The organism is Streptomyces sp. NPDC002734 (assembly GCF_040295685.1).
In the GTDB taxonomy this organism is placed as follows: domain Bacteria; phylum Actinomycetota; class Actinomycetes; order Streptomycetales; family Streptomycetaceae; genus Streptomyces.
Genome location: NZ_JBEOVU010000044.1, coordinates 13,983 through 37,428, shown reverse-complemented (window position 1 = coordinate 37,428; position 23,446 = coordinate 13,983). Strand labels below are relative to the sequence as shown.

Annotated in this window: 25 protein-coding genes; 12 read left to right on the top strand and 13 right to left on the bottom strand. The window is 72.5% G+C overall.

The features are described from left to right. Positions 1-30: 30 nt before the first annotated feature. Both ABT026_RS29075 and ABT026_RS29070 read right to left on the bottom strand, forming a co-directional pair. A complete protein-coding gene (locus ABT026_RS29075) occupies positions 31-264 on the bottom strand; it encodes a metallothionein (RefSeq protein ID WP_351118159.1) in 234 nt (77 codons plus the stop codon). A gap of 64 nt (positions 265-328) precedes the next feature. Further along, entirely contained in the window at positions 329-1,354 is a 1,026-nt protein-coding gene (locus ABT026_RS29070; protein ID WP_351118158.1) for a DEDDh family exonuclease, read from the bottom strand. A 206-nt stretch (positions 1,355-1,560) separates the two neighbouring features. Between ABT026_RS29070 and ABT026_RS29065 the strand changes: the two genes are divergently transcribed. From ABT026_RS29065 to ABT026_RS29055, 3 genes are all read left to right on the top strand, one after another. After that, a complete protein-coding gene (locus tag ABT026_RS29065; RefSeq protein WP_351118180.1) occupies positions 1,561-2,211 on the top strand; it encodes a VIT1/CCC1 transporter family protein in 651 nt (216 codons plus the stop codon). Between the two features lie 154 nt (positions 2,212-2,365). Beyond that, positions 2,366-3,361 carry a sterol desaturase family protein gene (locus ABT026_RS29060; RefSeq protein ID WP_351118157.1) on the top strand — a complete coding sequence of 332 codons (996 nt, stop codon included), beginning with the start codon at positions 2,366-2,368 and terminating at the stop codon, positions 3,359-3,361. Continuing rightward, positions 3,358-4,089, top strand: a complete 732-nt coding sequence (locus ABT026_RS29055) for a lysoplasmalogenase (RefSeq protein WP_351118156.1) — start codon at positions 3,358-3,360, stop codon at positions 4,087-4,089. The genes ABT026_RS29060 and ABT026_RS29055 overlap by 4 nt, the downstream gene beginning before the upstream one ends. Here the strand turns inward: ABT026_RS29055 and ABT026_RS29050 are convergent. Both ABT026_RS29050 and ABT026_RS29045 read right to left on the bottom strand, forming a co-directional pair. Continuing rightward, positions 4,055-5,077 carry a CopD family protein gene (locus tag ABT026_RS29050; protein ID WP_502968075.1) on the bottom strand — a complete coding sequence of 341 codons (1,023 nt, stop codon included), beginning with the start codon at positions 5,075-5,077 and terminating at the stop codon, positions 4,055-4,057. The genes ABT026_RS29055 and ABT026_RS29050 overlap by 35 nt on opposite strands. Positions 5,078-5,306: 229 nt before the next feature. Beyond that, positions 5,307-6,848, bottom strand: a complete 1,542-nt coding sequence (locus ABT026_RS29045; protein ID WP_351118155.1) for a S8 family serine peptidase — start codon at positions 6,846-6,848, stop codon at positions 5,307-5,309. Between the two features lie 280 nt (positions 6,849-7,128). Here ABT026_RS29045 and ABT026_RS29040 point away from each other — a divergent pair, with 280 nt between their 5' ends. Beyond that, positions 7,129-7,563: a DUF6281 family protein gene (locus tag ABT026_RS29040; protein WP_351118154.1), complete on the top strand. Its 435-nt coding sequence runs from the start codon at positions 7,129-7,131 to the stop codon at positions 7,561-7,563. 84 nt (positions 7,564-7,647) lie between these two features. Here ABT026_RS29040 and ABT026_RS29035 read toward each other — a convergent pair whose 3' ends face one another. Further along, positions 7,648-8,703 (bottom strand): hypothetical protein, encoded by a 1,056-nt coding sequence (locus ABT026_RS29035; protein ID WP_351118153.1) that lies wholly within the window; start codon positions 8,701-8,703, stop codon positions 7,648-7,650. Between the two features lie 20 nt (positions 8,704-8,723). Continuing rightward, entirely contained in the window at positions 8,724-9,344 is a 621-nt protein-coding gene (locus ABT026_RS29030; protein WP_351118152.1) for a hypothetical protein, read from the bottom strand. A 630-nt stretch (positions 9,345-9,974) separates the two neighbouring features. Here ABT026_RS29030 and ABT026_RS29025 point away from each other — a divergent pair. From ABT026_RS29025 to moaA, 3 genes are all read left to right on the top strand, one after another. Then, entirely contained in the window at positions 9,975-10,358 is a 384-nt protein-coding gene (locus tag ABT026_RS29025; protein ID WP_351118151.1) for a DUF485 domain-containing protein, read from the top strand. Continuing rightward, the gene (locus tag ABT026_RS29020) at positions 10,355-11,977 is read left to right on the top strand and encodes a monocarboxylic acid transporter (RefSeq protein ID WP_351118150.1); all 1,623 of its coding nucleotides are present in this window, start codon (positions 10,355-10,357) and stop codon (positions 11,975-11,977) included. The genes ABT026_RS29025 and ABT026_RS29020 overlap by 4 nt, the downstream gene beginning before the upstream one ends. A gap of 185 nt (positions 11,978-12,162) precedes the next feature. Beyond that, positions 12,163-13,158, top strand: a complete 996-nt coding sequence (moaA, locus tag ABT026_RS29015) for a GTP 3',8-cyclase MoaA (RefSeq protein ID WP_351118149.1) — start codon at positions 12,163-12,165, stop codon at positions 13,156-13,158. Here the strand turns inward: moaA and ABT026_RS29010 are convergent. Both ABT026_RS29010 and ABT026_RS29005 read right to left on the bottom strand, forming a co-directional pair. Beyond that, positions 13,155-13,361 (bottom strand): hypothetical protein, encoded by a 207-nt coding sequence (locus ABT026_RS29010; protein WP_351118148.1) that lies wholly within the window; start codon positions 13,359-13,361, stop codon positions 13,155-13,157. The two genes, moaA and ABT026_RS29010, sit on opposite strands and share 4 nt — an antisense overlap. Positions 13,362-13,553: 192 nt before the next feature. Further along, positions 13,554-13,934: a DUF3099 domain-containing protein gene (locus tag ABT026_RS29005; RefSeq protein WP_351118147.1), complete on the bottom strand. Its 381-nt coding sequence runs from the start codon at positions 13,932-13,934 to the stop codon at positions 13,554-13,556. 201 nt (positions 13,935-14,135) lie between these two features. Between ABT026_RS29005 and ABT026_RS29000 the strand changes: the two genes are divergently transcribed. Further along, positions 14,136-14,432: a GlsB/YeaQ/YmgE family stress response membrane protein gene (locus ABT026_RS29000; RefSeq protein ID WP_351118146.1), complete on the top strand. Its 297-nt coding sequence runs from the start codon at positions 14,136-14,138 to the stop codon at positions 14,430-14,432. Positions 14,433-14,564: 132 nt separating this feature from the next. On the opposite strand, the gene tyrS is transcribed toward ABT026_RS29000, so the two are convergent. From tyrS to ABT026_RS28985, 3 genes are all read right to left on the bottom strand, one after another. Continuing rightward, positions 14,565-15,833 (bottom strand): tyrosine--tRNA ligase, encoded by a 1,269-nt coding sequence (tyrS, locus tag ABT026_RS28995; RefSeq protein WP_351118145.1) that lies wholly within the window; start codon positions 15,831-15,833, stop codon positions 14,565-14,567. Positions 15,834-15,967: 134 nt separating this feature from the next. Then, the gene (locus ABT026_RS28990; protein WP_351118144.1) at positions 15,968-17,362 is read right to left on the bottom strand and encodes a metallopeptidase TldD-related protein; all 1,395 of its coding nucleotides are present in this window, start codon (positions 17,360-17,362) and stop codon (positions 15,968-15,970) included. Continuing rightward, positions 17,359-18,882, bottom strand: a complete 1,524-nt coding sequence (locus tag ABT026_RS28985; RefSeq protein WP_351118143.1) for a TldD/PmbA family protein — start codon at positions 18,880-18,882, stop codon at positions 17,359-17,361. Before ABT026_RS28985 ends, ABT026_RS28990 begins: the two co-directional genes overlap by 4 nt. A 139-nt stretch (positions 18,883-19,021) precedes the next feature. Here ABT026_RS28985 and ABT026_RS28980 point away from each other — a divergent pair, with 139 nt between their 5' ends. The 4 genes from ABT026_RS28980 to ABT026_RS28965 all read left to right on the top strand — a co-directional run bounded on the left by ABT026_RS28980 (position 19,022) and on the right by ABT026_RS28965 (position 22,150). After that, positions 19,022-19,585, top strand: coding sequence for a hypothetical protein (locus ABT026_RS28980; RefSeq protein ID WP_351118142.1), 564 nt, complete (start codon positions 19,022-19,024; stop codon positions 19,583-19,585). A gap of 254 nt (positions 19,586-19,839) precedes the next feature. Continuing rightward, entirely contained in the window at positions 19,840-20,559 is a 720-nt protein-coding gene (gene fabG, locus ABT026_RS28975) for a 3-oxoacyl-[acyl-carrier-protein] reductase (RefSeq protein ID WP_351118141.1), read from the top strand. Between the two features lie 5 nt (positions 20,560-20,564). Next, the gene (gene fabI, locus ABT026_RS28970; protein ID WP_351118140.1) at positions 20,565-21,332 is read left to right on the top strand and encodes an enoyl-ACP reductase FabI; all 768 of its coding nucleotides are present in this window, start codon (positions 20,565-20,567) and stop codon (positions 21,330-21,332) included. A gap of 500 nt (positions 21,333-21,832) precedes the next feature. Next, positions 21,833-22,150 carry a hypothetical protein gene (locus tag ABT026_RS28965; RefSeq protein ID WP_351118139.1) on the top strand — a complete coding sequence of 106 codons (318 nt, stop codon included), beginning with the start codon at positions 21,833-21,835 and terminating at the stop codon, positions 22,148-22,150. A gap of 51 nt (positions 22,151-22,201) precedes the next feature. Here ABT026_RS28965 and ABT026_RS28960 read toward each other — a convergent pair whose 3' ends face one another. Together ABT026_RS28960 and ABT026_RS28955 are read right to left on the bottom strand one after the other, a co-directional pair. Further along, positions 22,202-22,624 carry a pyridoxamine 5'-phosphate oxidase family protein gene (locus tag ABT026_RS28960; RefSeq protein ID WP_351118138.1) on the bottom strand — a complete coding sequence of 141 codons (423 nt, stop codon included), beginning with the start codon at positions 22,622-22,624 and terminating at the stop codon, positions 22,202-22,204. 81 nt (positions 22,625-22,705) lie between these two features. Further along, on the bottom strand, positions 22,706-23,383 hold the full coding sequence (locus tag ABT026_RS28955; protein ID WP_351118137.1) for a FadR/GntR family transcriptional regulator: 678 nt from the start codon (positions 23,381-23,383) through the stop codon (positions 22,706-22,708). Positions 23,384-23,446: the final 63 nt, after the last annotated feature.

Sequence of the window (23,446 nt, the reverse complement as noted above, 5' to 3'; positions counted from 1 at the left end):
GGAGGACCCCGCCCGGCCGCCCCGCCCCGCTCACACCCGGTCGATGATGCCCACCTTGCCGTCCGCCCTGGCGCAGTGGGCGCCGCAGTACCACTTGCCGTCGGCCTCCACGCCCTGGCCGATGACCTGCACCCGGCAGTGCTCGCAGATCGGGGCCATCCGGTGGATCGCACAGGCGAAGCAGTCGAAGACGTGGACGGCGCCCTGTGCGTGCACCTCGAACGTCATGCCGTATTCGTTTCCGCAGACCTCACAACGTGCCATGCGCCACAGCGTGAGCCGTGCGGGCCGCCGGGTCCGGCAGCCGGACCGCGTGCCGTCCGGGGAATCACCCGTCCGCCGGTTCGACATCCCCCAGCAGCTGGCCGAAGGCGGCCTCGTCCACCACGGGCGTGCCGAACTGGCGGGCCTTGACCGTCTTGGAGGTGCCCGAGTCGGGGTCGTTGGTCACCAGCAGGCTGGTCAGCCGCGAGATGCTGCCCGCCACGTGGAGCCCGGCCTCGGTGGCCCGGTCCTCCAGCAGTTCGCGCTCCACCGAGGTGTCGCCGGAGAACGCCACCCGCATGCCCTGCTTGAGCCGCCCGCCCGGCAGGTACCGCCCGGGGTTGGGGTGGGGGCACGGCGGACGCTTCTTCGTACGGTTCCACGCCGTGGGCCGGTAGCCGCCGACGCCCGCCCCGCCGCCCGGACCGGCCCCGTAGCCGCCGCGCCCGCCCGGCTGCCGGCCGATCCGCGGGGACGGGCCGTCGCTCCACTCGGTGAGCGGCCGGCACTCCAGGAGCGGCAGCCGCAGACCCGCGGCCGCCGCGGCCCGCAGGCTCGGGCGGAAGGCCTCGGCCAGCACCCGCGCGTCGTCCAGCGCGTGGTGGGCACGCCGCTGGACCACGCCGAAGTGCGCGGCCAGCGACTCCAGTTTGTGGTTGGCCAGCGGCAGCGCCAGCGCCTTGGAGAGCGCGATGGTGCACAGCCGCTGCCGCACCGGGGCCTCGCGCCCCGCCCGGGCGTACTCGCGGGAGATCATCTGCCAGTCGAAGACGGCGTTGTGGGCGACCAGCACCCGGCCGGCCAGCCGGGAGGCGAACTCCTCGGCCACCTCCGTGAAGAGCGGCGCGCCCTCCAGGGCGTCAGCGGTCAGCCCGTGGATCCACACCGGACCGGGGTCGCGCTCCGGATCGACCAGCGTGTACCAGTGGTCCTCCACCTCGCCGCGGGCGTCCAGCCGGTACACGGCCGCGGAGATGATGCGGTCGTCACGGGCCAGCCCGGTGGTCTCCACGTCGACGACCGCGTACCCCTGTGGATACGCGGCCGGCCATGGAGCGGTGGACGCTTCGGGCGTGCGGTCTTCGAGCATGGTCAACGAGGATAAGCGCCGGGGCCGACACCTCCGTCCCCCGGGGAGCGTCGATACCCCACCGGACGGATGTCCGGTGCGATCCTCCCGATGTGACGGAACGACAGGAACCCGGCGAAAAGCCCCAAGCGAGCGAAAGCGGTGAAAGGCTCGAACGGGCGGAAAAGGGTCAGAGCCGGAGGGCGCTCACCGGTCGGCTCAACTGGCTGCGCGCCGCCGTCCTCGGCGCCAACGACGGCATCGTCTCCACCGCCGGGCTCGTGGTCGGGGTCGCGGGCGCGACGGAGAGCCGGGACGCCCTGCTGACCGCGGGCCTGGCCGGGCTGCTCGCCGGATCGATGTCGATGGCGGCGGGGGAGTACGTCTCGGTCTCCACCCAGCGCGACTCCGAACGGGCGGCGCTCGCCGTGGTGCGCCGAAGGCTCCGCGAGAGACCGCAGGCCAAGCTCGAGAAGCTCACCGGCCTGCTGGAGGAGCGCGGACTGCGCCGGGAGACCGCCGGGGACGCGGCCCGCCAGCTCACCGCGCGCGACGCGGTGCGCGCCCACGCCGCCGTCGAACTCGGCATCGACCCCGACGACCTCACCAACCCCTGGCACGCGGCCTGGGCCAGCTTCGCCGCCTTCACGGTGGGCGCGTTGCTCCCGCTGCTCGCCATCGTGCTCCCGCCGGCCGGGGCGCGGCTGCCGGTCACCGTCGCCTCCGTCCTGGCCGCCCTGTTGCTCACCGGCTTCAGCAGCGCCCGCCTCGGCGCCGCGGACCCCCGGCGCGCGATGGTGCGCAACGTCGGCGGAGGGGCGCTCGCCATGGCGGTCACCTATGCCGCGGGCGCCCTGCTGGGGGCGGCGGGCGTCTGAGGCCGCGGGCCGCCGGCGGAGTGCCGTTCGCACGTGGTTGCGGGTGGTTGGCGCGTCGTTGGTGGAGACCCACAGGAAATGGGCTCCTACCGCCGGTAAGTGTTGTCGATCCGGACCCCTGGTCGCCGTCCGGAACCGCCCCTACCGTGCAGGTATGCCGAACCTGCCCGATGTCGTGCTCTGGTCGATCCCGGCCTTCCTGTTGCTCACACTGATCGAGGTGGTCAGCTATCGCGTCCACCCGGACGAGGACACCGAGGGGTACGAGACCAAGGACGCCGCCACCAGCATCGGCATGGGTCTGGGCAGTCTCTTCTGGGACTTCCTGTGGAAGATCCCGATCGTCGCCCTCTACACGGTGGTCTACGAGCTGACCCCGCTGCGGATCCCCGTGCTGTGGTGGACGGTCCTGCTGATGCTGGTCGCCCAGGACTTCTTCTACTACTGGTCGCACCGCGGTCACCACGTGATCCGCCTGCTGTGGGCCTGCCACGTGGTGCACCACTCCAGCCGGAAGTTCAACCTCACCACCGCGCTGCGGCAGCCCTGGACCTCGCTCACCGGCTGGCCGTTCTACCTGCCGCTGATCGCGCTCGGCGTGCACCCGGCGGCGCTGGCCTTCCTCAACTCCGTCAGCCTCGTCTACCAGTTCTGGATCCACACCGAGCGGATCGGGAAGCTGCCCCGCCCGGTCGAGTTCCTCTTCAACACGCCGTCCCACCACCGGGTCCACCACGCCTCCCAGGGCGGCTACCTCGACCGCAACTTCGGCGGCATCCTGATCGTCTGGGACCGGATGTTCGGCAGCTTCGCGGCGGAGACCGAGCGGCCCGTGTACGGGCTGACCAAGAACATCGAGACCTACAACCCGTTCAAGGTCGCCACCCACGAGTACGTCGCCATCGCCAAAGATCTGAAAGCGGCGCGTAGTTGGAGCGAACGGGCGGGACGGCTGTTCCGCGGACCCGGCTGGCAGCCGCAGCCCACCGCGGCCGCCGCCCCCGGCGGGGTCGAGGCCGCGACGGCCGCCCCCGCGACGGCCGCCCCCGCGACGGCCGCCCCTGCGGAGACCGCGCCCGCGTCCGCCGCCGCCGGGGACGCCGGAGCCGCGTCCGCCGGTACCGCCACCGCCGTGAAGGAGTCCGCGTGACCAGCACCACCGGCACGGGGCGCCCCGCGCCCTGGCTGCGCAAGGCCGTGCCCGCTGCCTTCCTCCTCGCCTCCGCCGTCAACCTGGTCACCGTCTCCACCGGCCACGGCACGGTCGAGACGGTCTCGAAGGCCCTGCTGATGCCGCTGCTGGCGGCCACCGCCGCGTTGTCCGGCGCGCCGCGGATCCTGCTGGTGGCGCTCGCCTTCGGCTGGGGCGGCGACGTGATGCTCTCCTTCGGCGGGGACGCCTTCCTGGTCGGCATGGGCTTCTTCGCCCTCGGCCACGTCGTCTACATGGTCCTCTTCCGCCGCCACGGCGCGGACCGGAGCCGCCCGGAGAGCGTCGGCACGGCCGTGGCGTACGCGGCCGGACTGGCCGCACTGATGGTGCTGCTGCTCCCGGGGCTGCCGGCCGACCTGCGGATCCCGGTCGCCGCCTACAGCTGCCTGCTGACCGCGATGGCCTGGTCGGCGGGGCGGGCGGGCCGCCTCGCGGCGGCGGGCGGCGCGCTGTTCCTGCTCTCCGACTCGCTGATCGCCGCCGAGATCGCCGGCTGGGGTCCGCTGCCGCTGCACGGCCTGTGGGTGATGGCGACCTACCTCGCCGCCCAGGCGCTGCTCGCCGCCGGCGTCTGCGGCCTGACGCGGCAGCGCGCGCCGCGCGAGTCCGTGGAGCCGGGGGCCGCGGCCGTCACTGCCAGCGGATCGGCACCGGCAACGCCGTGAGCAGGCCCGAGGCGGCCACCACCAGCCCCAGCAGCGCCACCTCGGTGCGCGCCGGGACGCAGGCCGTCAGCGGGTCGGGGGCCCGGCGCAGCCGCAGCCGGGCCCACAGCGCGAGCGCGGCCACCGCGGCCACCAGCACCACCTTGGCCAGCAGCGTCCGCCCGTAGGCGGTGGTCGCCAGCTGCTCCAGCACCGTCCCCGGCGGCATCCGGCGCAGCGCGCTGGTCACGCCGGTGGCGGTGACCGCGGCCAGCAGCACGGCGGCGGCCCGGGCGTAGCGGCCGAGCAGCGCGGCGGCCTCGGCGGGCGTCTCGCCGCGCCACAGCCGCAGCACGCGCAGCACGTGCAGCAGCCCGCCCGCCCACAGCGCGCCGCAGGCCAGGTGGACGGCCGTCAGCGCGGCACCCGTCGCCGGGTCGTGGTAGTCCCAGGCGGGATGGGCCCGCAGCGCCTCCGCCACCACCACCGCGCCCAGCGGCCACAGCTGGGCGGCGGGACGCCGGGAGAGGGCGAGCAGCCCGGCCACCAGGAAGCCGTTGACCTCCACCAGGGCCAGCAGCCCTTCCCGGTGCCCCTGCAACCCGCCCAGGTCCACGTCCCCCCAGCCGCGCGGCACCCGGTTGCCGGCGGCGACCACGAAGGCCAGGCCGAGCGAGGCCAGGAACCCGGCCGCCGCCGCGGCGGGCGACCAGGGCCGCGGCAGCGCGCCCTCCGGCCGCAGCCGTCGTGCGGAGCGGCCGGTGAACACCTCGCCCAGCGGCACGCACAGCGCCGCGAACAGCACCGCGCGCAGCAGCCCGACCCCGGGGGTGCCGGGCGCGGGGGCCTCTCCGCTGCCGTGCAGCGCGGCGGACGGGCCCAGCAGCGGGACCAGGGCCCCCGCGGCCACCAGGACGAGCAGCGCGACGGACCGCCGGGCGTCGGCGCGCCCCGGTGCCGGACCGTCACCGGCTGCGGCGGGGCCGGAGGTTCGGGTCGTCAGCGTCACGGGACGATCCTCACCGGGCGGGAGGAACCCGGGCAAGCGCACCACGGCAAGTGGCGGACCCCTTTCCGCCTCCCGCCGCCGCGAACGGCACGGCGGGTACCCCGGAACGCCGGTGCCCCCGCCGAACGGCACGAGGCGACCGAGGCGGCGGTGGACCCCGCCGCACGAAGACGTCCGCCCGGCACGGTGGCCGGGCGGACGCGAGGTGGTGAAGGGTGCTGCCGCGGTGCTACTTCGTGACGGCCTTCAGCGCGTCGACGATGCCCGCGCCGTAGAAGCCGTTCTCCCGCGGCCCGCCGACGCAGACCGCGTCCACGGTGCCGTTGCTGTCGTAGTCGTACGACGTCGGGCAGTCGAACTTGGTCGCCTGCGCCTTCAGCATCGCGGCCAGCGCGCCCGGAGTGGCGCGCGGGTGCGTCGACTTGATGAGCGCGGCCACGCCCGCGGCGTGCGGGGCGGCCATCGAGGTGCCCTGGGCCCAGCCGTAGCCGCCGCCCGGAAGCGTGGAGTAGATGGCGCCCCGCTTCGGGTCGGTGCCCGGGGGGAGCTGGTAGCGGCTGTCGCCGCCCGGCGCCGCGACGTCGATGACGCCCTTGCCGTAGTTCGAGTAGTACGACTTCTTGTCGAGGTAGCCGGTGGCGGAGACGGTCACCACGCCGTCCAGCTGGGCCGGCATGTCCAGGCACACGTGCGGGTCGATGGTCCGCGTGACCGGGGTGCCGTCGTCCGGGCTGCCCTCGTCGAGGATGGCGTCACCGTCGAGGTCGTTGTAGGAGTTGCCCGCCGAGGCGATGTGCAGGGTGCCCTTGGACGTGGCGTACCTCTTGGCCCGGTTCACCGCGTCCAGAAGAGCCTTCTGGTCGGCGTCGTCGGGGCAGTTGTACTCCCACGGGTCGACGTAGTAGCTGTTGTTGGTGATCTCCACGCCGGTGTCGGCGGCGAAGACGAACGCGCAGACGATCGCCTCGGTGAAGAACAGCTGCGTCTCGTCCGGCTGGGCCACGGTGATGCCGGAGACCTTCACGCCGGGCGCGACTCCGGCCACGCCGATCCCGTTGCGGGCGGCGGCGATCTCGCCGGCCACGTGGGTGCCGTGGTAGTGGTCGGAGTCCGCCGGACGCCAGGCGCCGGGCGAGGTGTCGGCCACACCGGAGGAGCAGTCCGCGGACTGGGAGGCCGAGAAGTTGGGCGCCAGGTCCGGGTGGAGGTCGTCGACGCCGGTGTCGATCACGGCCACGGTGACGTTCCGGCTGCCCGGGTTGATCTTGGCGGCCTTGTCGGCGCCGATCGCCGGGAGGTCCCATTGGGCGGACTCGAACGGCTCGGTCATGCCGGCCTCGGCGGAGGCCTTGGCGAGCTCGGCCTTGTCCGTCTCGGTGGCGCGCTCGACCTGGCCGACGTCGGTGGTCGCGGCGGGCACGAAGGGTTTGGTGCGGGTCGCGCCCGCGCTCTCCACGCCGCGCACGGCGCGGATGGTCGTGCCGAAGGAGGGGTCGGCCGAGTGGACGACGATCACGCCGATCTTGTCGTACGACGTGACGATCGAGCCACCGGCCTTGCCTATCGCGTTCTTCACGGACGCCAGGGTGCGGCCCTCCGTCCGGGTGTTGACGACGTACGACAGCGTCTCCCCGGCCGTGGTGGCCGTGACGGCGGCGTCGGGGGCCGGGGCGGCGACGGCCGCGGTCGGCAGGAAGCCGAGCGACGCGGTCAGCGACAGCGCGACCGGCACCGCGAGGGCCAGTCGGCGTCTTGAGCTCAGATGCGCCATGGGGTCTCCACATCATCCTTGGATCGAGGCCCGCCCGGGCGGTTGAGTCCCAGGACAGGTACATGACGGAGTGCAGAAGGACGCTATCGTCCGACGTCGCTGGTCATCAATGAGTCGTGAGCCGTCGACTCGCCGCGGCGACGCCCTGTCACCACGTGACCCACGCCGCGGAGTTCGTCCCACGGGCGTCGACCGGGGGTGCGAACGAAAGCCGGACCCGCTCCGTCACCGTAGGAGAGGCGACGTGCCTCGGGCGGGACCGGAAGGAAAGAGGGCGGCGATGGAAGCCATGTCGTGGGCGCGGACCGGATGGATGAGGAGTCTGGCAGTCGCGGCTGTCCTGGTAGCCGGGGGAGCGGGCTGCGCTGCGGAGGAGGGGAAGGACGGAGGCACCGACACGGCAGGCGCTCCGGAGGGGAAGTGCGCCTACGTAGTGGAGTACGAGGGCCGGACCTACCTCGATGTGAGGGACAGGCCCTCCGCCGGTGCGGACGGCGAGGCGTTCACGGTCGGCGGCGAACTGGGCACCGGTGTGTTGCCCGGGTGCGACGAGTCGGGCGGGGCCGACGGGACGGAGGAGCCGGAGAAGGTGACCGTCTACGAGGTCGAGGGTGTGGACCCCGAGGTCGCCGTGGCGGCGGGCGGGACACCGGAGGACGCCCTGTTGGTCGCGGTCGAGGGAGCGCGGCTCCCGACGTCGGACGCGACCTCCTGAGGTTGCGCACGCGGCGCTTCGGGAGACGGAACGACCGCTCCCGGCCCGGAGGACCGGGCCGGGAGCGGCGGGAATCCGGCGCGACTACTCCGCCGGAGCGGTGGAGGTGGGCAGCAGGTCGCCGACCTCGATTCCGCACTGGGCCTCGATGTTGGCGACGACCCGCGGGCGCACGGTGCCCGCCTGCGACGCCAGGCTGTCGTCACCCGAATGGAAGGCGGCCAGCACGCCGAGGTCGGTGGCGTCCGTCCCGCTCTCCTTGGCGACGAGCTGATCGAGGACGCCGCCGAGTTCGCTCGAGGTGAACTGGCTGGCAGAGGCGACCGCGAGGGGAGCGGCGATCGAGCAGAAGGTCTCGACGGGCTCGTCGGTGCCGGCGACGGCCTCGAACCGCGCGATGGGGTCGAGGTCGAAGTTGGCCTCGGCCACCGGGTTGGGATCGGTGGTCGTCAACAACGTCTCGACGTAGTCCACCGGCTTGCCGACGGTGAGGTAGGCGACGGACTCCATGATCACTTCGGCGCCCTGTGCGACGTAGCCGCCGTCCTTCGCGGCGTGCTTGTCGTGGGACTTCACCGCCGCGTCGAACTGGGCCGTGGTCACCGTCTGGCCCTGGTACTCGCCGGCCCCGATGGTGTCACCGTCGTACGGCAGCGCGGACTGGGAGCCGAGCGCCGACCAGGTTCCGTCGGAGAGCTTGGCCAGCGACAGCACGTAGGTGTGTCCCGGCTCGAGACGCGAGCTCTGCTCCAGCGCGATGGGTGTGCGGGTCGCGCCCTGGAAGGACCAGCCGTCCACGACCAGGCTCAGCGTGCTGGGGAGAGTGGGGGCGCCGGGGCGCGACCAGACCGTCTCGCCGACGTCCAGGGTGATGCGTCTGCCGATGTAGCCCTCGCCTGCGGTCACCTCTTCGGCGCTGGCGGGTATCTCGGCCTCGCTGGTGACGTCGACGACCGCCACCTGGTCGCCGTAGGAGACCCAGTCGACGGGGGAGCTGTTGGGCAGCCCGTCCTTGCCCTGGGCCAGGATCACGTCCGGACGCTCGGGCCTGTCGTCGGCGGCGAGCGGGGAGATGAAGGCGGCGGCGCCCAGGGCGGCCACGCCGGCGAGGGCGCTGATGAGTTTGACGCGGGTGCTCATGGTGGAGGGAAGGGCCCTTCCTAGTAGGTGGCGTTGATGTTCTGCACGTTGTTGGAGCCCAGCCCGTACACGTCGTTGTAGGACATGCAGCCGAGTCGGTTGTCGTAGAGCCCGAGCTTCGGAGCGGCCTGCGGACCGTGCGTCAGCCCCACGGCGTGGCCGCTCTCGTGGCAGGTGTCGGACTTGTTGATCGCGCCGATCGACGAGGTGTTGTCGTTGAACCGGACGTAGTGCTGGTCGCACTTGCGCGAGGTGACCGCGTCGTTGCACCACGTGCGCCCGATGGTGGTGGCCGGAAGGCTGCCGGCCTGGTAGACGATGTCGGTCTCCGAGTCTCCGGAGTAGACACCCGAGCTCTTGATCGAGACGGCCAGGTCGGTGGGGCCGTAGTAGCCGGTGAGCGCCGAGCTGATCGCCGACTTCTCGCCGGAGGTGAGGGTGCCCTGGCGGTAGACCGTCAGGGTGGCGTTGTCGGTCTGGCAGAACGTGCCGTTCGACATGCTGCCGTCGTAGCAGCTCGGAGCGAAGTTGGACGTGGGGTACATGTTGTCCGTCACGGCCGCCTCGGCCGAGGGGATCGCGAGGGCGGCGGTGGCCGCGACCGCGGTGAAGACGCCGACGATCCTGTGCTTGGTCCGCACGAGTGCAGAGCTCCTTTTCCTGGACAAGTGGAAGGAAGACTTCCTCGAAGCCCGGCGGGCGTCGACGCGAGTCCTGCAGAGCGTCACCGTGGAGCGACGGTCCGTGAGTGATCGGCTCGCGGCGCAGAGACAACCCGTGATCACATGACCACGTCAAGCGATCTTCGGGTGCGGATGGCCGGGAAGGGTCGTGCCTCTTTCGCCCGTGTTCGGGTCGTTGGAGAACTGTGTGCAAACCATTTCTTCACGTGACATTCACAAATAAGGGGACGTCAGAAATGCTTTGACTTTTCGGCGTTCCGGTGGGTGCGCAATCGGCCAAGGGGGCACGAACGTCCTGGTGGACGCGCGTTGCGCTGAGAGGTATGGCGTGAAACAGCGCACCGGAGCGGGCCTCGGCGGCCGGGATGCGGAGCCCCGCGAGGGTGGAGGGCGCGTGTTGGGGCGGCTCCGCCCGGGCAGGTCAGGGCCGCCATGTGACGATCCGCGACCCGTTTGAACCGCGCGCCGCCCCGTTCCGTGGTGGCGGACAAGGGGTGAAGAGCCGCGACCCCCTGTCGGATCACGATCCGGGGCCCTAGCATCTCGACCTTGGCCAGTGATCCACGTCACAAGCGGTCTGTTGATCCGATGACCACAACCCGCACACGAGGAGACTCCGTGGCAGACGCCCCGCCCCTCCAGACGCCGCAACCACGGCAGCCGTCCATCGAGGAGTACACCGAGGTCCAGCAGAGCGCCGAGTTCACCGAACTGCGCAAGTCCTACCGGTCGTTCGCCTTCCCGCTCACCCTCGCCTTCATAACCTGGTACCTGCTGTACGTCCTGCTGTCGAACTACGCGGGCGGCTTCATGGGCACCAAGGTGATCGGCAACATCAACGTCGCCCTCGTCCTGGGCGTCCTGCAGTTCGTCAGCACCTTCCTCATCGCCTGGTGGTACGCGCGGACCGCCGCGGCCAAGCTCGACCCCAAGGCCGAGGCCATCAAGACGCGGATGGAGGGCGGCGCGTGAGCACCGAGTACGTGATCCTCGCGGCCAACGAGGCCAGCGAGCACCGCACACTGATCATCAGCCTCTTCACCGCCTTCGTCCTCGCCACCCTGGGCATCACCGTGTGGGCCGGCCGCCAGACCAAGGACGCCGCCGACTTCTACGCCGGCGGCCGCCAGTTCTCCGGCTTCCAGAACGGCCTCGCCATCTCCGGCGACTACATGTCGGCCGCGTCCTTCCTGGGCATCGCCGGCGCCATCGCCCTTTCCGGTTACGACGGTTTCCTCTACTCCATCGGCTTCCTGGTCGCCTGGCTCATCGCCCTGCTCCTGGTCGCCGAACCACTGCGCAACTCCGGCCGCTACACCATGGGCGACGTGCTGGCCTACCGGATGCGCCAGCGCCCGGTCCGCACCGCGGCGGGCGTCTCGACCATCGTCGTCTCGATCTTCTACCTGCTCGCGCAGATGGCAGGCGCCGGCGTGCTGGTCTCGCTGCTCCTGGGCATCACCAGCGAGGCCGGCAAGATCGGCATCGTCGCCCTGGTCGGCGTGCTGATGATCATGTACGTGTCCATCGGCGGCATGAAGGGCACCACCTGGGTGCAGATGGTCAAGGCCGTGCTGCTGATGTTCGGCGCGCTGCTGCTGACCTTCCTGGTGCTGCTGAAGTTCAACTTCAACATCTCCGACCTGCTGGGCACCGCCGCCGAGAACAGCGGCAAGGGCGACGCCTTCCTCGAGCCGGGCCTGAAGTACGGCATCGACTCGATGACCAAGCTCGACTTCGTCTCGCTCGGCATCGCGCTGGTCCTCGGCACCGCCGGCCTGCCGCACATCCTGATCCGCTTCTACACGGTTCCCACCGCCCAGGCGGCCCGCAAGTCCGTGCTCTGGGCGATCGGGCTCATCGGCGCCTTCTACCTGATGACCCTGGCCCTCGGCTTCGGCGCGGCCGCGCTGATGAGTCCCAAGGAGATCACCGACTCCAACCCGGCGGGCAACACCGCGGCCCCCCTGCTCGCGCTCCACCTGGGCGGCGTCGACTCCACCTGGGGCGCGATCCTGCTGGCCTCGATCTCCGCGGTCGCCTTCGCCACCATCCTCGCGGTGGTCGCCGGCCTCACCCTGGCCTCGTCCTCCTCGTTCGCCCACGACATCTACGCGAACGTCATCAAGCGGGGCCAGGCCAGCGAGAAGCAGGAGATGAAGGCGGCCCGCTGGTCGACCGTGTTCATCGGCATCGTCGCCATCGGCCTCGGCGCCCTCGCCCGCGACCTCAACGTCGCCGGCCTGGTCGCGCTGGCCTTCGCCGTCGCCGCCTCCGCCAACCTGCCGACGATCCTCTACAGCCTGTTCTGGAAGCGGTTCACCACCCAGGGCGCCCTGTGGTCGATCTACGGCGGCCTGGTCACCGCCGTCGGCCTGGTGCTGTTCTCGCCGGTCGTCTCCGGCGCGGCCACCTCGATGTTCCCGGACGTCGACTTCCACTGGTTCCCGCTGTCCAACCCCGGCATCGTCTCCATCCCGGTCGGCTTCCTGCTCGGCTGGCTGGGCACCCTCCTGTCCAAGGAGGAGCCGGACAAGGCCAAGTTCGCCGAGCTGGAGGTCCGTTCGCTCACCGGCACCGGAGCGCACTGACCACCGCCGGCGCCCGCCGGCCTCCGCAGGACGTCACGCGCGGCCGCGCCGCCCCGAGCCATCGCCGGGGCGGCGCGGCCGCGTCACGTAGGCTCAGGACTGCGGGGACCCGGCTGCGGGAACCCGGCTGCGGATCTCGACCGCGAACACCGACCGCGGATCTCGACTGCGAGGGAGGGGCCCTGGTGGAGAAGCTCATCGACACCTTCGGCCGGGTGGCCACCGATCTACGGGTCTCGCTGACCGACCGGTGCAACCTGCGCTGCACCTACTGCATGCCGGAGGAAGGCCTGCAGTGGCTGGCCAAGCCGGACCTGCTCACCGACGACGAGATCGTCCGGCTGATCCGCATCGCGGTCACCCACCTCGGCGTCGACGAGGTCCGCTTCACCGGCGGCGAACCGCTGCTGCGCCCCGGCCTGCCCGGCATCGTGGAGCGCGTCGCCGCACTCGACCCGCGCCCCGAGATGTCCCTCACCACCAACGGCATCGGCCTCGGCCGCATCGCCCCCGCGCTGCGGGCCGCCGGGCTCGACCGGGTCAACGTCTCCCTGGACACGCTGCGCCCCGAGGTGTTCAAGACCCTCACCCGCCGCGACCGGCACCACGACGTCCTCGCCGGACTCGCCGCCGCCCGCGAGGCCGGCCTCACGCCGGTCAAGGTCAACGCCGTCCTCATGCCCGGCCTCAACGCGGACGAGGCCCCCGACCTGCTCGCCTGGGCCGTGGAGAACGACTACGAGCTCCGGTTCATCGAGCAGATGCCGCTCGACGCCCAGCACGGCTGGAAGCGCGAGGGCATGGTCACCGCGGGCGACATCCTCACCTCGCTGCGCACCCGCTTCGACCTGACCCCCGAGGGCGACACCGCCCGCGGCTCCGCCCCGGCCGAACGCTGGCTGGTCGACGGCGGCCCGCACCGGGTCGGCGTCATCGCCTCGGTCACCCGGCCCTTCTGCTCCGCCTGCGACCGCACCCGGCTCACCGCCGACGGACAGGTCCGCACCTGCCTCTTCGCCACCGAGGAGACCGACCTGCGCGCGGCCCTGCGCTCCGGAGCGCCCGACGAGGACATCGCCCGCGCCTGGCGGACCGCGATGTGGGGCAAGAAGGCCGGCTCCGGCCTCGACGACCCGACCTTCGCCCAGCCGGCCCGCCCCATGTCCGCGATCGGCGGCTAGGACACCCACTCCGACAGCGGGACCACGTCCTTCAGGAAGCCGCGGACGCCCAGGAACTGCGACAGGTGCTCGCGGTGCTCCTCGCAGGCCACCCAGGTCTTGCGGCGCTCGGGGGTGTGCACCTTGGGGTTGTTCCAGGCCAGTACCCACACGGCGGCCTCGCGGCAGCCCTTGGCGGAACAGACGGCGGTCTCGTCACTCACGGTTGGTCTCACAAGAAGGTGCGGGGAAGCGGGGAAAAGGAAGACGCCGGGCAGCCACGGGGGGAGCTGCCCGGCGTCGGTCCATCACTCCGACGGGGGATGCGGAGCGTGTGAGAAGTATGTCACGCGAGCCCTCTCCGGCGGGACCTGTTCGGCGCTACCCGCGCCGGGCGGACGGCCCGCGCCGGCCGGTCACTCGCGGTCGCCGACCCCTTGCGGGGCCCGGTGGGCCGGGTCCTCCCGCGGCTCCGCGACCGCGTCCGCACGGGGCGGCGCGATCATGGGGCGGACCGGGGCGGCGAGGAAGGTCGAGGGCAGCGAGGGGGTGTTCTCCCGCCCCGCGTTGGCGATCACCACCGCCACATAGGGGAGCAGGGCGCCGAGCACCAGCGCCACCACGGCCACCGGGCGCGAGACGTTCCACAGGGTGGCGGCCAGGATCACCGAGAGGGTGCGGACCAGCATGGAGATCACATAGCGCCGCTGCCGTCCGCGTACGTCGTCCGCGAGGCTCTGCCGGGCGCCGGTGATCCGGAAGACCTGGCCCGTCGAGTCGCTCCGCCGCTTCCGCATCACATTCCACCATCCACCAGCATCGGTCCGAACCGGCATCCACCACGGTACGCCCAGGGGCCCCGGCCGTGGAGACCGGGGCCGTCCGGGGAGGGGGCCGAGCTGCGCCGTGGTGGGTACGGACTTGTCCGACATGCGCCGTACGGGGGACAGGCGGAGACTGGGCGTAATGCTCACGTCGATCCGTACGAGGAGGCATCCATGGGCTGGTTGTGGGCGATCATCATCGGTTTCGTGCTCGGCCTGCTGGCCAAGGCGATCCTGCCGGGCAAGCAGAACATTCCGTTGTGGCTGACGACCCTGCTCGGTATCGGCGGCGCGATCGCCGGCAACGCGATCGCGCGCGGTCTCGGCATCGCCGCGACGCCGGGCATCGACTGGGGCCGCCACATCCTGCAGCTGGTGGCGGCGATCGTCCTGGTGGCGGCCGGAGCCGCGGTGTGGAGGGCGATCATGTCCAAGAGGCACGGGACGACCTCGACCCGCACCGTCGCCTGAGGCCCCGCCTCATGCGGCTCCCGCGCACACCCGACCGCACACGCCCGACCACGCACGACGGCGGGCCGGGAAGGGCTCTGCGCCCTTCCCGGCCCGCCGGTCGCGTGCGGCGGCCCGCCAGGCCCCGGGACCTCAGGCCCCGGTGACCTCGACCGCCGCCAGGTTCTTCTTGCCCCGGCGCAGCACCAGCCAGCGGCCGTGCAGCAGGTCCCCGGAGGCCGGCACGGCATCCTCGGCGGTCACCTTGACGTTGTTCACGTAGGCGCCGCCCTCCTTCACCGTCCGCCGCGCCGCCGACTTGCTGGCCACCAGGCCGACCTCGGCGAACAGGTCCACCACCGGGCCGAGCTCGGCCACCCGCACGTGCGGGACCTCGGACAGCGCCGCGGTCAGCGTCCGCTCGTCCAGCTCCGCCAGCTCGCCCTGGCCGAACAGCGCCCGGGAGGCGTTCATCACGGCGGCGGTCTGGTCCGCGCCGTGCACCAGGGTGGTCAGCTCCTCGGCCAGCGCACGCTGGGCGGCACGGGCCTGCGGGCGCTCCTCGGTCTGCCGCTCCAGCTCCTCCAGCTCCACGCGGGAGCGGAAGGACAGGATGCGCAGGTACCGGGTGACGTCCCGGTCGTCCGTGTTCAGCCAGAACTGGTAGAACGCGTACGGCGTGGTCATCTCCGGGTCCAGCCAGACGGCGCCGCCCTCGGTCTTGCCGAACTTGGTGCCGTCCGCCTTCACCATCAGCGGCGTCGCCAGGCAGTGGACGTGGGCCTCGGGCTCCAGGCGGTGGATCAGGTCCATACCCGCCGTGAGGTTGCCCCACTGGTCGCTGCCGCCCTGCTGCAGCGTGCAGCCGTGGCGGCGGTACAGCTCGAGGAAGTCCATGCCCTGGAGCAGCTGGTAGCTGAACTCGGTGTAGCTGATGCCCTCCTGCGACTCCAGGCGACGGGCCACCGAGTCCTTGGTCAGCATCTTGTTGACGCGGAAGTGCTTGCCGACGTCCCGCAGGAACTCGATCGCCGACAGGCCGGCGGTCCAGTCCAGGTTGTTGACCATGGTGGCCGCGTTGTCGCCCTCGAAGGAGAGGAACGGCTCGATCTGCCCCCGCAGCCGGTCCACCCAGGCGGCGACCGTCTCCGGCGGGTTCAGCGTGCGCTCGGCCGTCGGCCGGGGGTCGCCGATCTGCCCCGTCGCGCCGCCCACCAGGGCGAGCGGGCGGTGGCCGGCCTGCTGGAGCCGGCGCATCGTGAGCACCTGCACCAGGTGGCCGACGTGGAGCGAGGGGGCCGTCGGGTCGAAGCCGCAATAGAAGGTGACAGGACCGTTCGCCAGAGCCTTGCGCAGGGCGTCCTCGTCGGTGGACTGGGCGAACAGCCCGCGCCACTTCAGGTCGTCGACGATGTCCGTCACGGTTCTCGTGTCTCCTCGAAACGATCTTCGACCGCCGTCCCGGCAGTCTCTACGAGGTTATACGCCCCGGGCGGTGGGGGACGCAGCCCCTTTCCGGGCGGCCCCGCGGCCCGGCCCCCACCGCCCGGCTCCGCTCAGACGCCCTGGCTCACCGAGCTCATGTTGAAGTCCGGCACCCGCAGCGCCGGCATCGCGGCCCGCGTGAACCAGTCGCTCCACTCGCGCGGCAGCGTGCGCTCCGTCCGCCCCGCCTCGACCGCCCGCCCCAGCACGTCCACCGGCGACTCGTTGAACCGGAAGTTGTTCACCGCCCCGGTGACCTCCCCGTTCTCCACCAGGTAGACGCCGTCACGGGTGAGCCCGGTCAGCAGCAGCGTCGCCGGGTCGACCTCCCGGATGTACCAGAGGCAGGTCAGCAGCAGCCCTCGCTGCGTGGACGCCACCATCTCCTCCAGCGAGCGGTCCTCGCCGCCCTCGAGCACCAGGTTGCCGATGGACGGCGTCACCGGCATGCCGGTGAGCGCCGCGCTGTGCCGGGTGGACGTGAGGTGGCGCAGCTCGCCGTCGGAGACCCACTCCGTCGCCGACACCGGCAGCCCGTTGTCGAAGACCGAGGCGTCGTCCCCCGAGGAGTGCGCCAGGACGAACGGGGCGCACTCCAGGCCCGGCTCCCGCGGGTCGCTGCGCAGGGTCAGCGGCAGGTTCGTCAGCTTCTCGCCGACCCGGGTCCCGCCGCCCGGCTTGCTGAACACCGTCCGCCCCTCGGCGGCGTCCCGCGCCGAGGACGACCACAGCTGGTAGACCAGCAGGTCCGCCACCGCGGAGGGCGGCAGCAGCGTCTCGTAACGCCCGGCGGGCAGGTCGACCTGCCGCTCGGCCCACACCAGCCGCTGGGCCAGCTCCGCGTCCAGCGCCGCGGGGTCCACGTCGGTGAAGTCCCGGGTGGAGCGGCCCGCCCAGGCCGAGCGGAGCCGGTCGGGGGACTTGGCGTTGACCTCCAGCGTCCCGTTGGGCTGGTCGTGGCGCAGCCGCAGCCCGGTGGACGTGCCGAGGTAGCTGGTGACCATCTCGTGGTTGGCGAAGCCGTACAGCTCGCGCCCGCCGTCCCGGGCGCGCGCGAACGCCTCGCCCAGCGCGGGGGCGAAGGCGTCGAACACCGCCGAGGAGGTCTCGGTGGGCGCCTCGGTGAAGCCGGGGGAGTGCGGCATGTCGCGGACCAGCTCGGTCGCGTCCTCCGCGGGGGCGGCCCCGCGGGCGGCGGCCTCGGCGGCCCGCACCAGCGGCTCCAGGTCGTCGGCGGTGACCGCGCCGCGGCTCACCACGCCCGCCGCGGTCCCCTCCTTGCCGTCCACCGTGGCGATCACGGTGAGGTGCCGGCCCCGGGTGACGCCGTTGGTGGTGAGCGCGTTCCCCGCCCAGCGGAGGTTGGCGCTCGAGGTCTCCGCCGCGATCACGACGCAGCCGTCGGCCTGCGACAGCTCCAGGGCGCGCTCGACGATCTCGTGCGGCTTGTTGGTACGCGGGCTCATCGACCGGCCTCCTGCGTGGTGTTGAGGATGTTGACGCCGCGGAACAGGGCGGACGGGCAGCCGTGCGAGACGGCGGCGATCTGCCCCGGCTGGGCCTTGCCGCAGTTGAACGCGCCGCCCAGCACGTAGGTCTGCGGGCCGCCGACCGCCTCCATGGAGCCCCAGAACTGCGGGGTGATGCCCTGGTAGGCGAAGTCCCGCACCTGCCCGTCGAGCCGCCCGTCCTTGATCCGGTAGGCGCGCTGCCCGGTGAACTGGAAGTTGTAGCGCTGCATGTCGATGGACCACGACCGGTCGCCCACCACGTAGACGCCGTTGTCGACGCTGCCGATCAGGTCCTCGGTGGACATCCCCGCCGGGTCGGGCAGCAGCGACACGTTGGCCATCCGCTGGACCGGCACCCGCGACGGGGAGTCGGCGAACGCGCAGCCGTTGGACCGCTGGAACCCGGTCAGCCGCGCCATCCGGCGGTCCAGCTGGTAGCCGGTGAGCACGCCGTCCTTCACCAGGTCCCAGGACTGGCCGGCCACGCCCTCGTCGTCGTAGCCGATGGTCGCCAGGCCGTGCTCGGCGGTGCGGTCGCCGGTCACGTTCATCTTCTCGGAGCCGTACCGCAGCTTGCCGAGCTGGTCGAAGGTGGCGAAGGAGGTGCCCGCGTACGCGGCCTCGTAGCCCAGCGCGCGGTCCAGCTCGGTGGCGTGGCCGACCGACTCGTGGATGGTCAGCCACAGGTTCGACGGGTCGACCACCAGGTCGTACACCCCGGCCTTCACGCTGGGGGCGCGCATCTTCTCCCGCAGCAGCTCCGGGATCTCGTCGAGCTCCCGGTCCCAGTCCCAGCCGGTGCCGGTCAGGTACTCCCAGCCGCGCCCCACCGGCGGGGCGAGGGTGCGCATCGAGTCGAACTCCCCGGTCGACTCGTCCACCGAGACCGCGTTGAACTGCGACTGGAGGCGGACGCGCTGCTGGGTGGTGACCGTGCCGGCGGTGTCGGCGTAGAACTTGTTCTCGTGGACGGTGCGCAGCGAGGCGTCCACATGGTCGACGCCGTCCGCGGCGAGCAACCGCGCGCTCCAGTCGGCCAGCAGCCCCGACTTCTCCTCGTCCGGAACCTCGAACGGGTCGATCTCGTACGCGGAGACCCAGGTCCGCTCGGCGTGCACCGGCTCGTCCGCCAGCTCCACCCGCTCGTCCGACCCGGCCGCCGCGATCACCTTCGCGGTGAGCTTCGCCATCGCCACCGCCTGCGAGGCGACCTTGGCGGCGGCGTCCATGGTGAGGTCCACGCCGGAGGCGAAGCCCCACGCGCCGCCGTGCACCACGCGGACCGCGTACCCCAGGTCGGTGGTGTCCGAGGACCCGGCCGGCCGGGCGTCCCGCAGCCGCCAGGACGCGCTGCGCACGCGCTCGAACCGGAAGTCGGCGTGCTCCGAACCCAGCGCCCTGGCCCGCGCCAGCGCGGCGTCGGCCAGGGCCCTCAACGGCAGTGCCAGGAACGACGGATCGATTTCATGGGGCACGGAGGGCATCCCTTCAGGCGGTCACTGCGCTGACAACAGGGCAGTGAACCACGGCGGGAGGGCCCGTGCGCGCGTGTTTGTCCGGGGCGAACACGGGCCGGTTCGCCCGGTCACCCGCCAAGGGGACATCATCCGGGGCATGTTGAGGAACAGGCTTCCGCTGCTGGTGCTCATCCCCCTTCTGGCCGCCTGCGGTTCGGTGCTCACCGATCCGAGGGAGAGGGCTGCCGACGCCGCGAGCACCTGCTCGCCCGCCGTCGACGACCCGACGGGCGCCTCGGTGCCGCCGCTGGCCGGCTGCGTGGCGCAGGACGCGCCGGAACCCGGTGACATGGGGGAGGAATGGAACCGGCGGCTCGCCGAGAACCACCGCTACCGCGAGGAGAGGGAGATCACCGCCGAGCAACGGGCCGCAGGGGAGCCGGGGGCCCAGGCCCTCGCCCGGCTGCTGGCCCGGATCGCGGGCGACGGGCCCGCGACCGACGAGGCCGCCCTCCGGGAGGCCGTGGCCGAGGAGCTCGACGTCGAAGCCGGTGCGGTCGACATGCGGGTGGGGCGCCTTCGCCCCCTGCGGAACACCGTGGTGTCCGTGGCCCGGGGGCCGGTCTGCACCAAGGCCACGGTGGATCAGGCCGGCGAGGTGACGTCGGAGGTCACCGGCATGATCCTCGACGGCGGCTGCCTGCCCGCGCCGGGGCACTGAGGCGACGGGGCCGTGGCTGGCGGGCCGCCACAACGGGGGTCCGCGCGGCGTCGGCCCCGGCGCACGTTCCGGGCCCGGGACGGCGGTGGGCCGTGGCGGCCGACTGTAGGGATCCCACAGCGGGCGGGGGTGCGCTGCTGTTCGTGCCCGAAGGCCCCGGACGGCGGGCGGACCGATAGGTTTTCGGGGAAGCCGCCGGTCGGCGCGCGAGCGCGGCCGGGCGGGGAGACCTAAGGAAGCACGAAGGGGGACGGATGAGCCGCTCGGTTCTCGTCACCGGAGGCAACAGGGGCATCGGCCTCGCCATCGCCCGCGCGTTCGCCCAGGCCGGCGACAAGGTCGCGTACACCTACCGCTCCGGCGAGCCGCCGGCCGAGCTCGCCGACCTCGGCTGCCTCGCCGTCCGCTGCGACATCACCGACTCCGAGCAGGTCGAGCAGGCCTACAAGGAGGTCGAGGAGCGGCACGGTCCGGTCGAGGTGCTGGTGGCCAACGCCGGCGTCACCAAGGACCGGCTGCTGATGCGCATGTCGGAGGAGGACTTCACCTCCGTCATCGACACCAACCTCACCGGCACCTTCCGCGTGGTCAAGCGCGCCAACAAGGGCATGCTGCGGGCCCGCAAGGGCCGCGTCGTCCTGATCTCCTCCGTGGTCGGGCTGATGGGCCAGGCGGGCCAGGCCAACTACGCGGCCTCCAAGGCCGCGCTGGTCGGCTTCGCGCGCTCCCTCGCCCGCGAGCTGGGCTCGCGCAACATCACCTTCAACGTCGTCGCCCCCGGCTTCGTGGACACCGACATGACGCGCGAACTCCCCGAGGAGACGCGCAAGGAGTTCCTCACCCGGGTCCCGCTGGGGAGGTACGCGGAGGTCGAGGAGATCGCCGGCGTCGTGCGCTTCCTCTCCTCGGACGAGGCGTCGTACATCACTGGAGCCGTCATCCCCGTTGACGGCGGATTGGGCATGGGTCACTGATCGACATGAGCGGAATTCTCGAGGGCAAGCGGATCCTGATCACCGGCGTGCTGCTGGAGTCCTCCATCGCCTTCCACGTGGCGAAGCTGGCCCAGGAGCAGGGCGCGGAGATCATCCTCACCGCCTTCCCCCGGCCGACGCTCACCGAGCGGATCGCCAAGAAGCTGCCGAAGCCGACCAAGGTGCTCGAGCTGGACGTCACCAACGACGAGCACCTCGGCCGCCTGGCCGACGTGGTCGCCGAGGAGCTCGGCACGCTGGACGGCGTGGTCCACTCCATCGGCTTCGCCCCGCAGGACGCGCTGGGCGGCAACTTCCTCAACACGCCGTTCGAGTCGGTGGCCACGGCCATGCACGTCTCGGCGTTCTCGCTGAAGTCGCTGACCATGGCCTGCCTGCCGCTGATGCAGAACGGCGGCTCGGTGGTCGGCCTCACCTTCGACGCCCAGTACGCCTGGCCGCAGTACGACTGGATGGGCCCGGCGAAGGCCGCGCTGGAGGCCACGAGCCGGTACCTGGCGCGTGACCTGGGCAAGCAGAACGTGCGGTCCAACCTGGTCTCCGCGGGCCCGCTCGGCTCCATGGCCGCGAAGTCCATCCCCGGCTTCAGCGACCTCGCGGCCGTGTGGGACACGCGCGCGCCGCTGGAGTGGGACCTGACGGACCCGGAGCCGGCCGCGAAGGGCGTCGTCGCGCTGCTGAGCGACTGGTTCCCGAAGACGACGGGCGAGATCGTCCACGTCGACGGCGGCCTCCACGCCATCGGCGCGTAACCGCCCCGTGCCCTGACCGCCGCTGCCCCGCGCCTCCCACGCGGGGCAGCGGCGTTCCCGGGGTTGCGCCCTCCCGGGGGTGCCCGGGTCTGCCTTACCCGGGGGGCGGCCGTGCCGGCCCCTACCGCGGGTGCCCGGGCTTCCCGCCCCGGCGGGCGGCCGTGCCTGTTCCCCCTGCGGGCGGCTGGGCCGCCCAGGGGGCGATGGGGGCGCCCCCTGCTCGAGCGAAGCCGAGAGCTTGGGGGAGGGCGGGCGCAGGGCGGTGCGTACGGACGGGGCGGCTCGCTCCGCAGGGGGTCGGCAGGGCATCCACGGGCCGCACGCACCTGCGTGCCGCCGAACCGGGGAGAGGTCCAGGCCGCCCGCACGCCCGGCACGGTGCGTCCCGCAAGGTCCGGCCCCGGCCCCCGGGCGAACCGTCACCCGTGCGGCGGAACCGGAAGGGCCGCGCACTCCCGCACGCGGCAGCCTGGGGACGTACTCCACCCCCGGGAGGCGCGATGACCCCCCGCCGCACCACCCCCGCGGCCCTGACCGCCGCCGCCCTCGCCGTGCTCGCCCCCGCCGCCCCGACCCCCGCCTCCGCGGAGGCGGGCGCCGACTGCACCGTGAAGGTCACCGGCTCGACGGTGGCCGCCCACTGCCACAACCCCAACTCCCGCACGGACCGCGTCCGCCTCCACGTCGAGTGCGCCCGCTGGTGGGACGTCGACACCGACGGCGCCCCCGCCGACGTCACTCCGGCCCGCTCCGCCGACCTCACGGGCCGCTGCTGGAAGGAGGTCACCTCGGCCTGGGTGAGCCACCGCGCGCTCTGACGGCGAACGTCGAACGTCGACCCGGCCCTGCCGGCAGGACTGTACCGCTCGCTACCAGGAGCCGAGGTCCGACGACGTCCACCGCTGCGGGCGGATCCGCAGCACCACCGACTCCTCCACCGCCGCCGGCGACGCCAGGTACCCCTCTAGCGCCGCCCCGGACAGATACCGCCCCGCGATCTCCCGCACGTGCTCCGCCGTCGCGGTGAGCGACTCGACGACCGGGCCCTCCACCGACACGTACCGCACCGTCGGCGTCAGCCGCTGCACCAGCAGCGAGAACCGCCCCGTCTCGGCGATCAGCGCCGCCTTGCGCGAGTCGCGCCCGGTCAGGATCCACGGCAGTCCGCCCGGCTCGTACCCGTACCAGAGCGGCACCAGCAGCGGCCCCCTCCCCGGTCCCGCCGCCACACCCAGCGTCGCCGTCAACGGCTCCGACAGGAACGCCTCACGTTCGTCCTTGGAAAGTGCCATGCCTCGACCGTAGAACCCGCCGGCCGCCCCCGCCGCCCCTGCCGCTCGGCGCTCGGCCGCTTCCGCAGCCAGGTCGGTCGGTCAGTCCGCGCGCCCCGGACGGCAGGACAGCGGATAGCTCGCCGCCTCCCGCGCCGCCGTCTGCGCGTCGCCGTCCCGGATCGCCTCCACCAGCGGGGCGTGGTCCATGTACGTCTCCGGCGTGAGGGCGGCCCCGACGTCCCCGCGCAGCCACTCCCGCAGCACCTCGCCGAGGTCCGCGTACAGCGCGGTCATCACGTCGTTGTGGGAGGCCGCCACCACCGCCATGTGGAAGCCCGTGTCGGCCGTCACGAACGCCTCGATCTCCCCGGACCGCCACGCCTCCTCCCGGCGCGCCAGCAGCGCCTCCAGCTGGCGCAGGTCCCGCTCGGTGCGGCGCTCGGCGGCCAGCGACGCGGCGCTCGCCTCCAGGGAGGAACGCAGCTCGGCGACGTGCCGTGGATCGGCGTCAGCGAAACGGCGGTGCATCACGCCCGCCAGCTCGCTGGTGGCCACCACGTAGGTGCCCGACCCCTGCCGGATGTCCAGCAGACCGTTGTGCGCGAGCGCCCGCACCGCCTCGCGGACGGTGTTGCGGGCCACGCCCAGCTGCTCGACCAGCTCGGGCTCGGTGGGGATCCGTGAGCCGACGGGCCACTCGCCGGAGGTGATCTGCGTCCGCAGGGCCGCGATGACCTGTTCGGACAGCGCCGAGCGACGGGGATGGGTCAAAGGCATGGCACACCTTCGCACGAGGCGGGCCGGCCGGGAGCCGGACGGACTGGACAGCCAATCATCCCA

What these genes read in the sequence shown, in the direction of transcription:
- ABT026_RS29060 (WP_351118157.1), top strand. Translation starts at nt 2,366, where the DNA reads ATGCCGAACCTGCCCGATGTCGTGCTCTGGTCGATCCCGGCCTTCCTG.
- ABT026_RS28955 (WP_351118137.1), bottom strand. Translation starts at nt 23,383, where the DNA reads ATGCCTTTGACCCATCCCCGTCGCTCGGCGCTGTCCGAACAGGTCATC.
- ABT026_RS29040 (WP_351118154.1), top strand. Translation starts at nt 7,129, where the DNA reads ATGGAAGCCATGTCGTGGGCGCGGACCGGATGGATGAGGAGTCTGGCA.
- ABT026_RS29075 (WP_351118159.1), bottom strand. Translation starts at nt 264, where the DNA reads ATGGCACGTTGTGAGGTCTGCGGAAACGAATACGGCATGACGTTCGAG.
- ABT026_RS29025 (WP_351118151.1), top strand. Translation starts at nt 9,975, where the DNA reads ATGACCACAACCCGCACACGAGGAGACTCCGTGGCAGACGCCCCGCCC.
- ABT026_RS28965 (WP_351118139.1), top strand. Translation starts at nt 21,833, where the DNA reads ATGACCCCCCGCCGCACCACCCCCGCGGCCCTGACCGCCGCCGCCCTC.
- ABT026_RS28990 (WP_351118144.1), bottom strand. Translation starts at nt 17,362, where the DNA reads ATGAGCCCGCGTACCAACAAGCCGCACGAGATCGTCGAGCGCGCCCTG.
- ABT026_RS29005 (WP_351118147.1), bottom strand. Translation starts at nt 13,934, where the DNA reads ATGCGGAAGCGGCGGAGCGACTCGACGGGCCAGGTCTTCCGGATCACC.
- ABT026_RS29070 (WP_351118158.1), bottom strand. Translation starts at nt 1,354, where the DNA reads ATGCTCGAAGACCGCACGCCCGAAGCGTCCACCGCTCCATGGCCGGCC.
- ABT026_RS28980 (WP_351118142.1), top strand. Translation starts at nt 19,022, where the DNA reads ATGTTGAGGAACAGGCTTCCGCTGCTGGTGCTCATCCCCCTTCTGGCC.
- ABT026_RS29035 (WP_351118153.1), bottom strand. Translation starts at nt 8,703, where the DNA reads ATGAGCACCCGCGTCAAACTCATCAGCGCCCTCGCCGGCGTGGCCGCC.
- ABT026_RS28960 (WP_351118138.1), bottom strand. Translation starts at nt 22,624, where the DNA reads ATGGCACTTTCCAAGGACGAACGTGAGGCGTTCCTGTCGGAGCCGTTG.
- ABT026_RS29000 (WP_351118146.1), top strand. Translation starts at nt 14,136, where the DNA reads ATGGGCTGGTTGTGGGCGATCATCATCGGTTTCGTGCTCGGCCTGCTG.
- fabG (WP_351118141.1), top strand. Translation starts at nt 19,840, where the DNA reads ATGAGCCGCTCGGTTCTCGTCACCGGAGGCAACAGGGGCATCGGCCTC.
- ABT026_RS29045 (WP_351118155.1), bottom strand. Translation starts at nt 6,848, where the DNA reads ATGGCGCATCTGAGCTCAAGACGCCGACTGGCCCTCGCGGTGCCGGTC.
- fabI (WP_351118140.1), top strand. Translation starts at nt 20,565, where the DNA reads ATGAGCGGAATTCTCGAGGGCAAGCGGATCCTGATCACCGGCGTGCTG.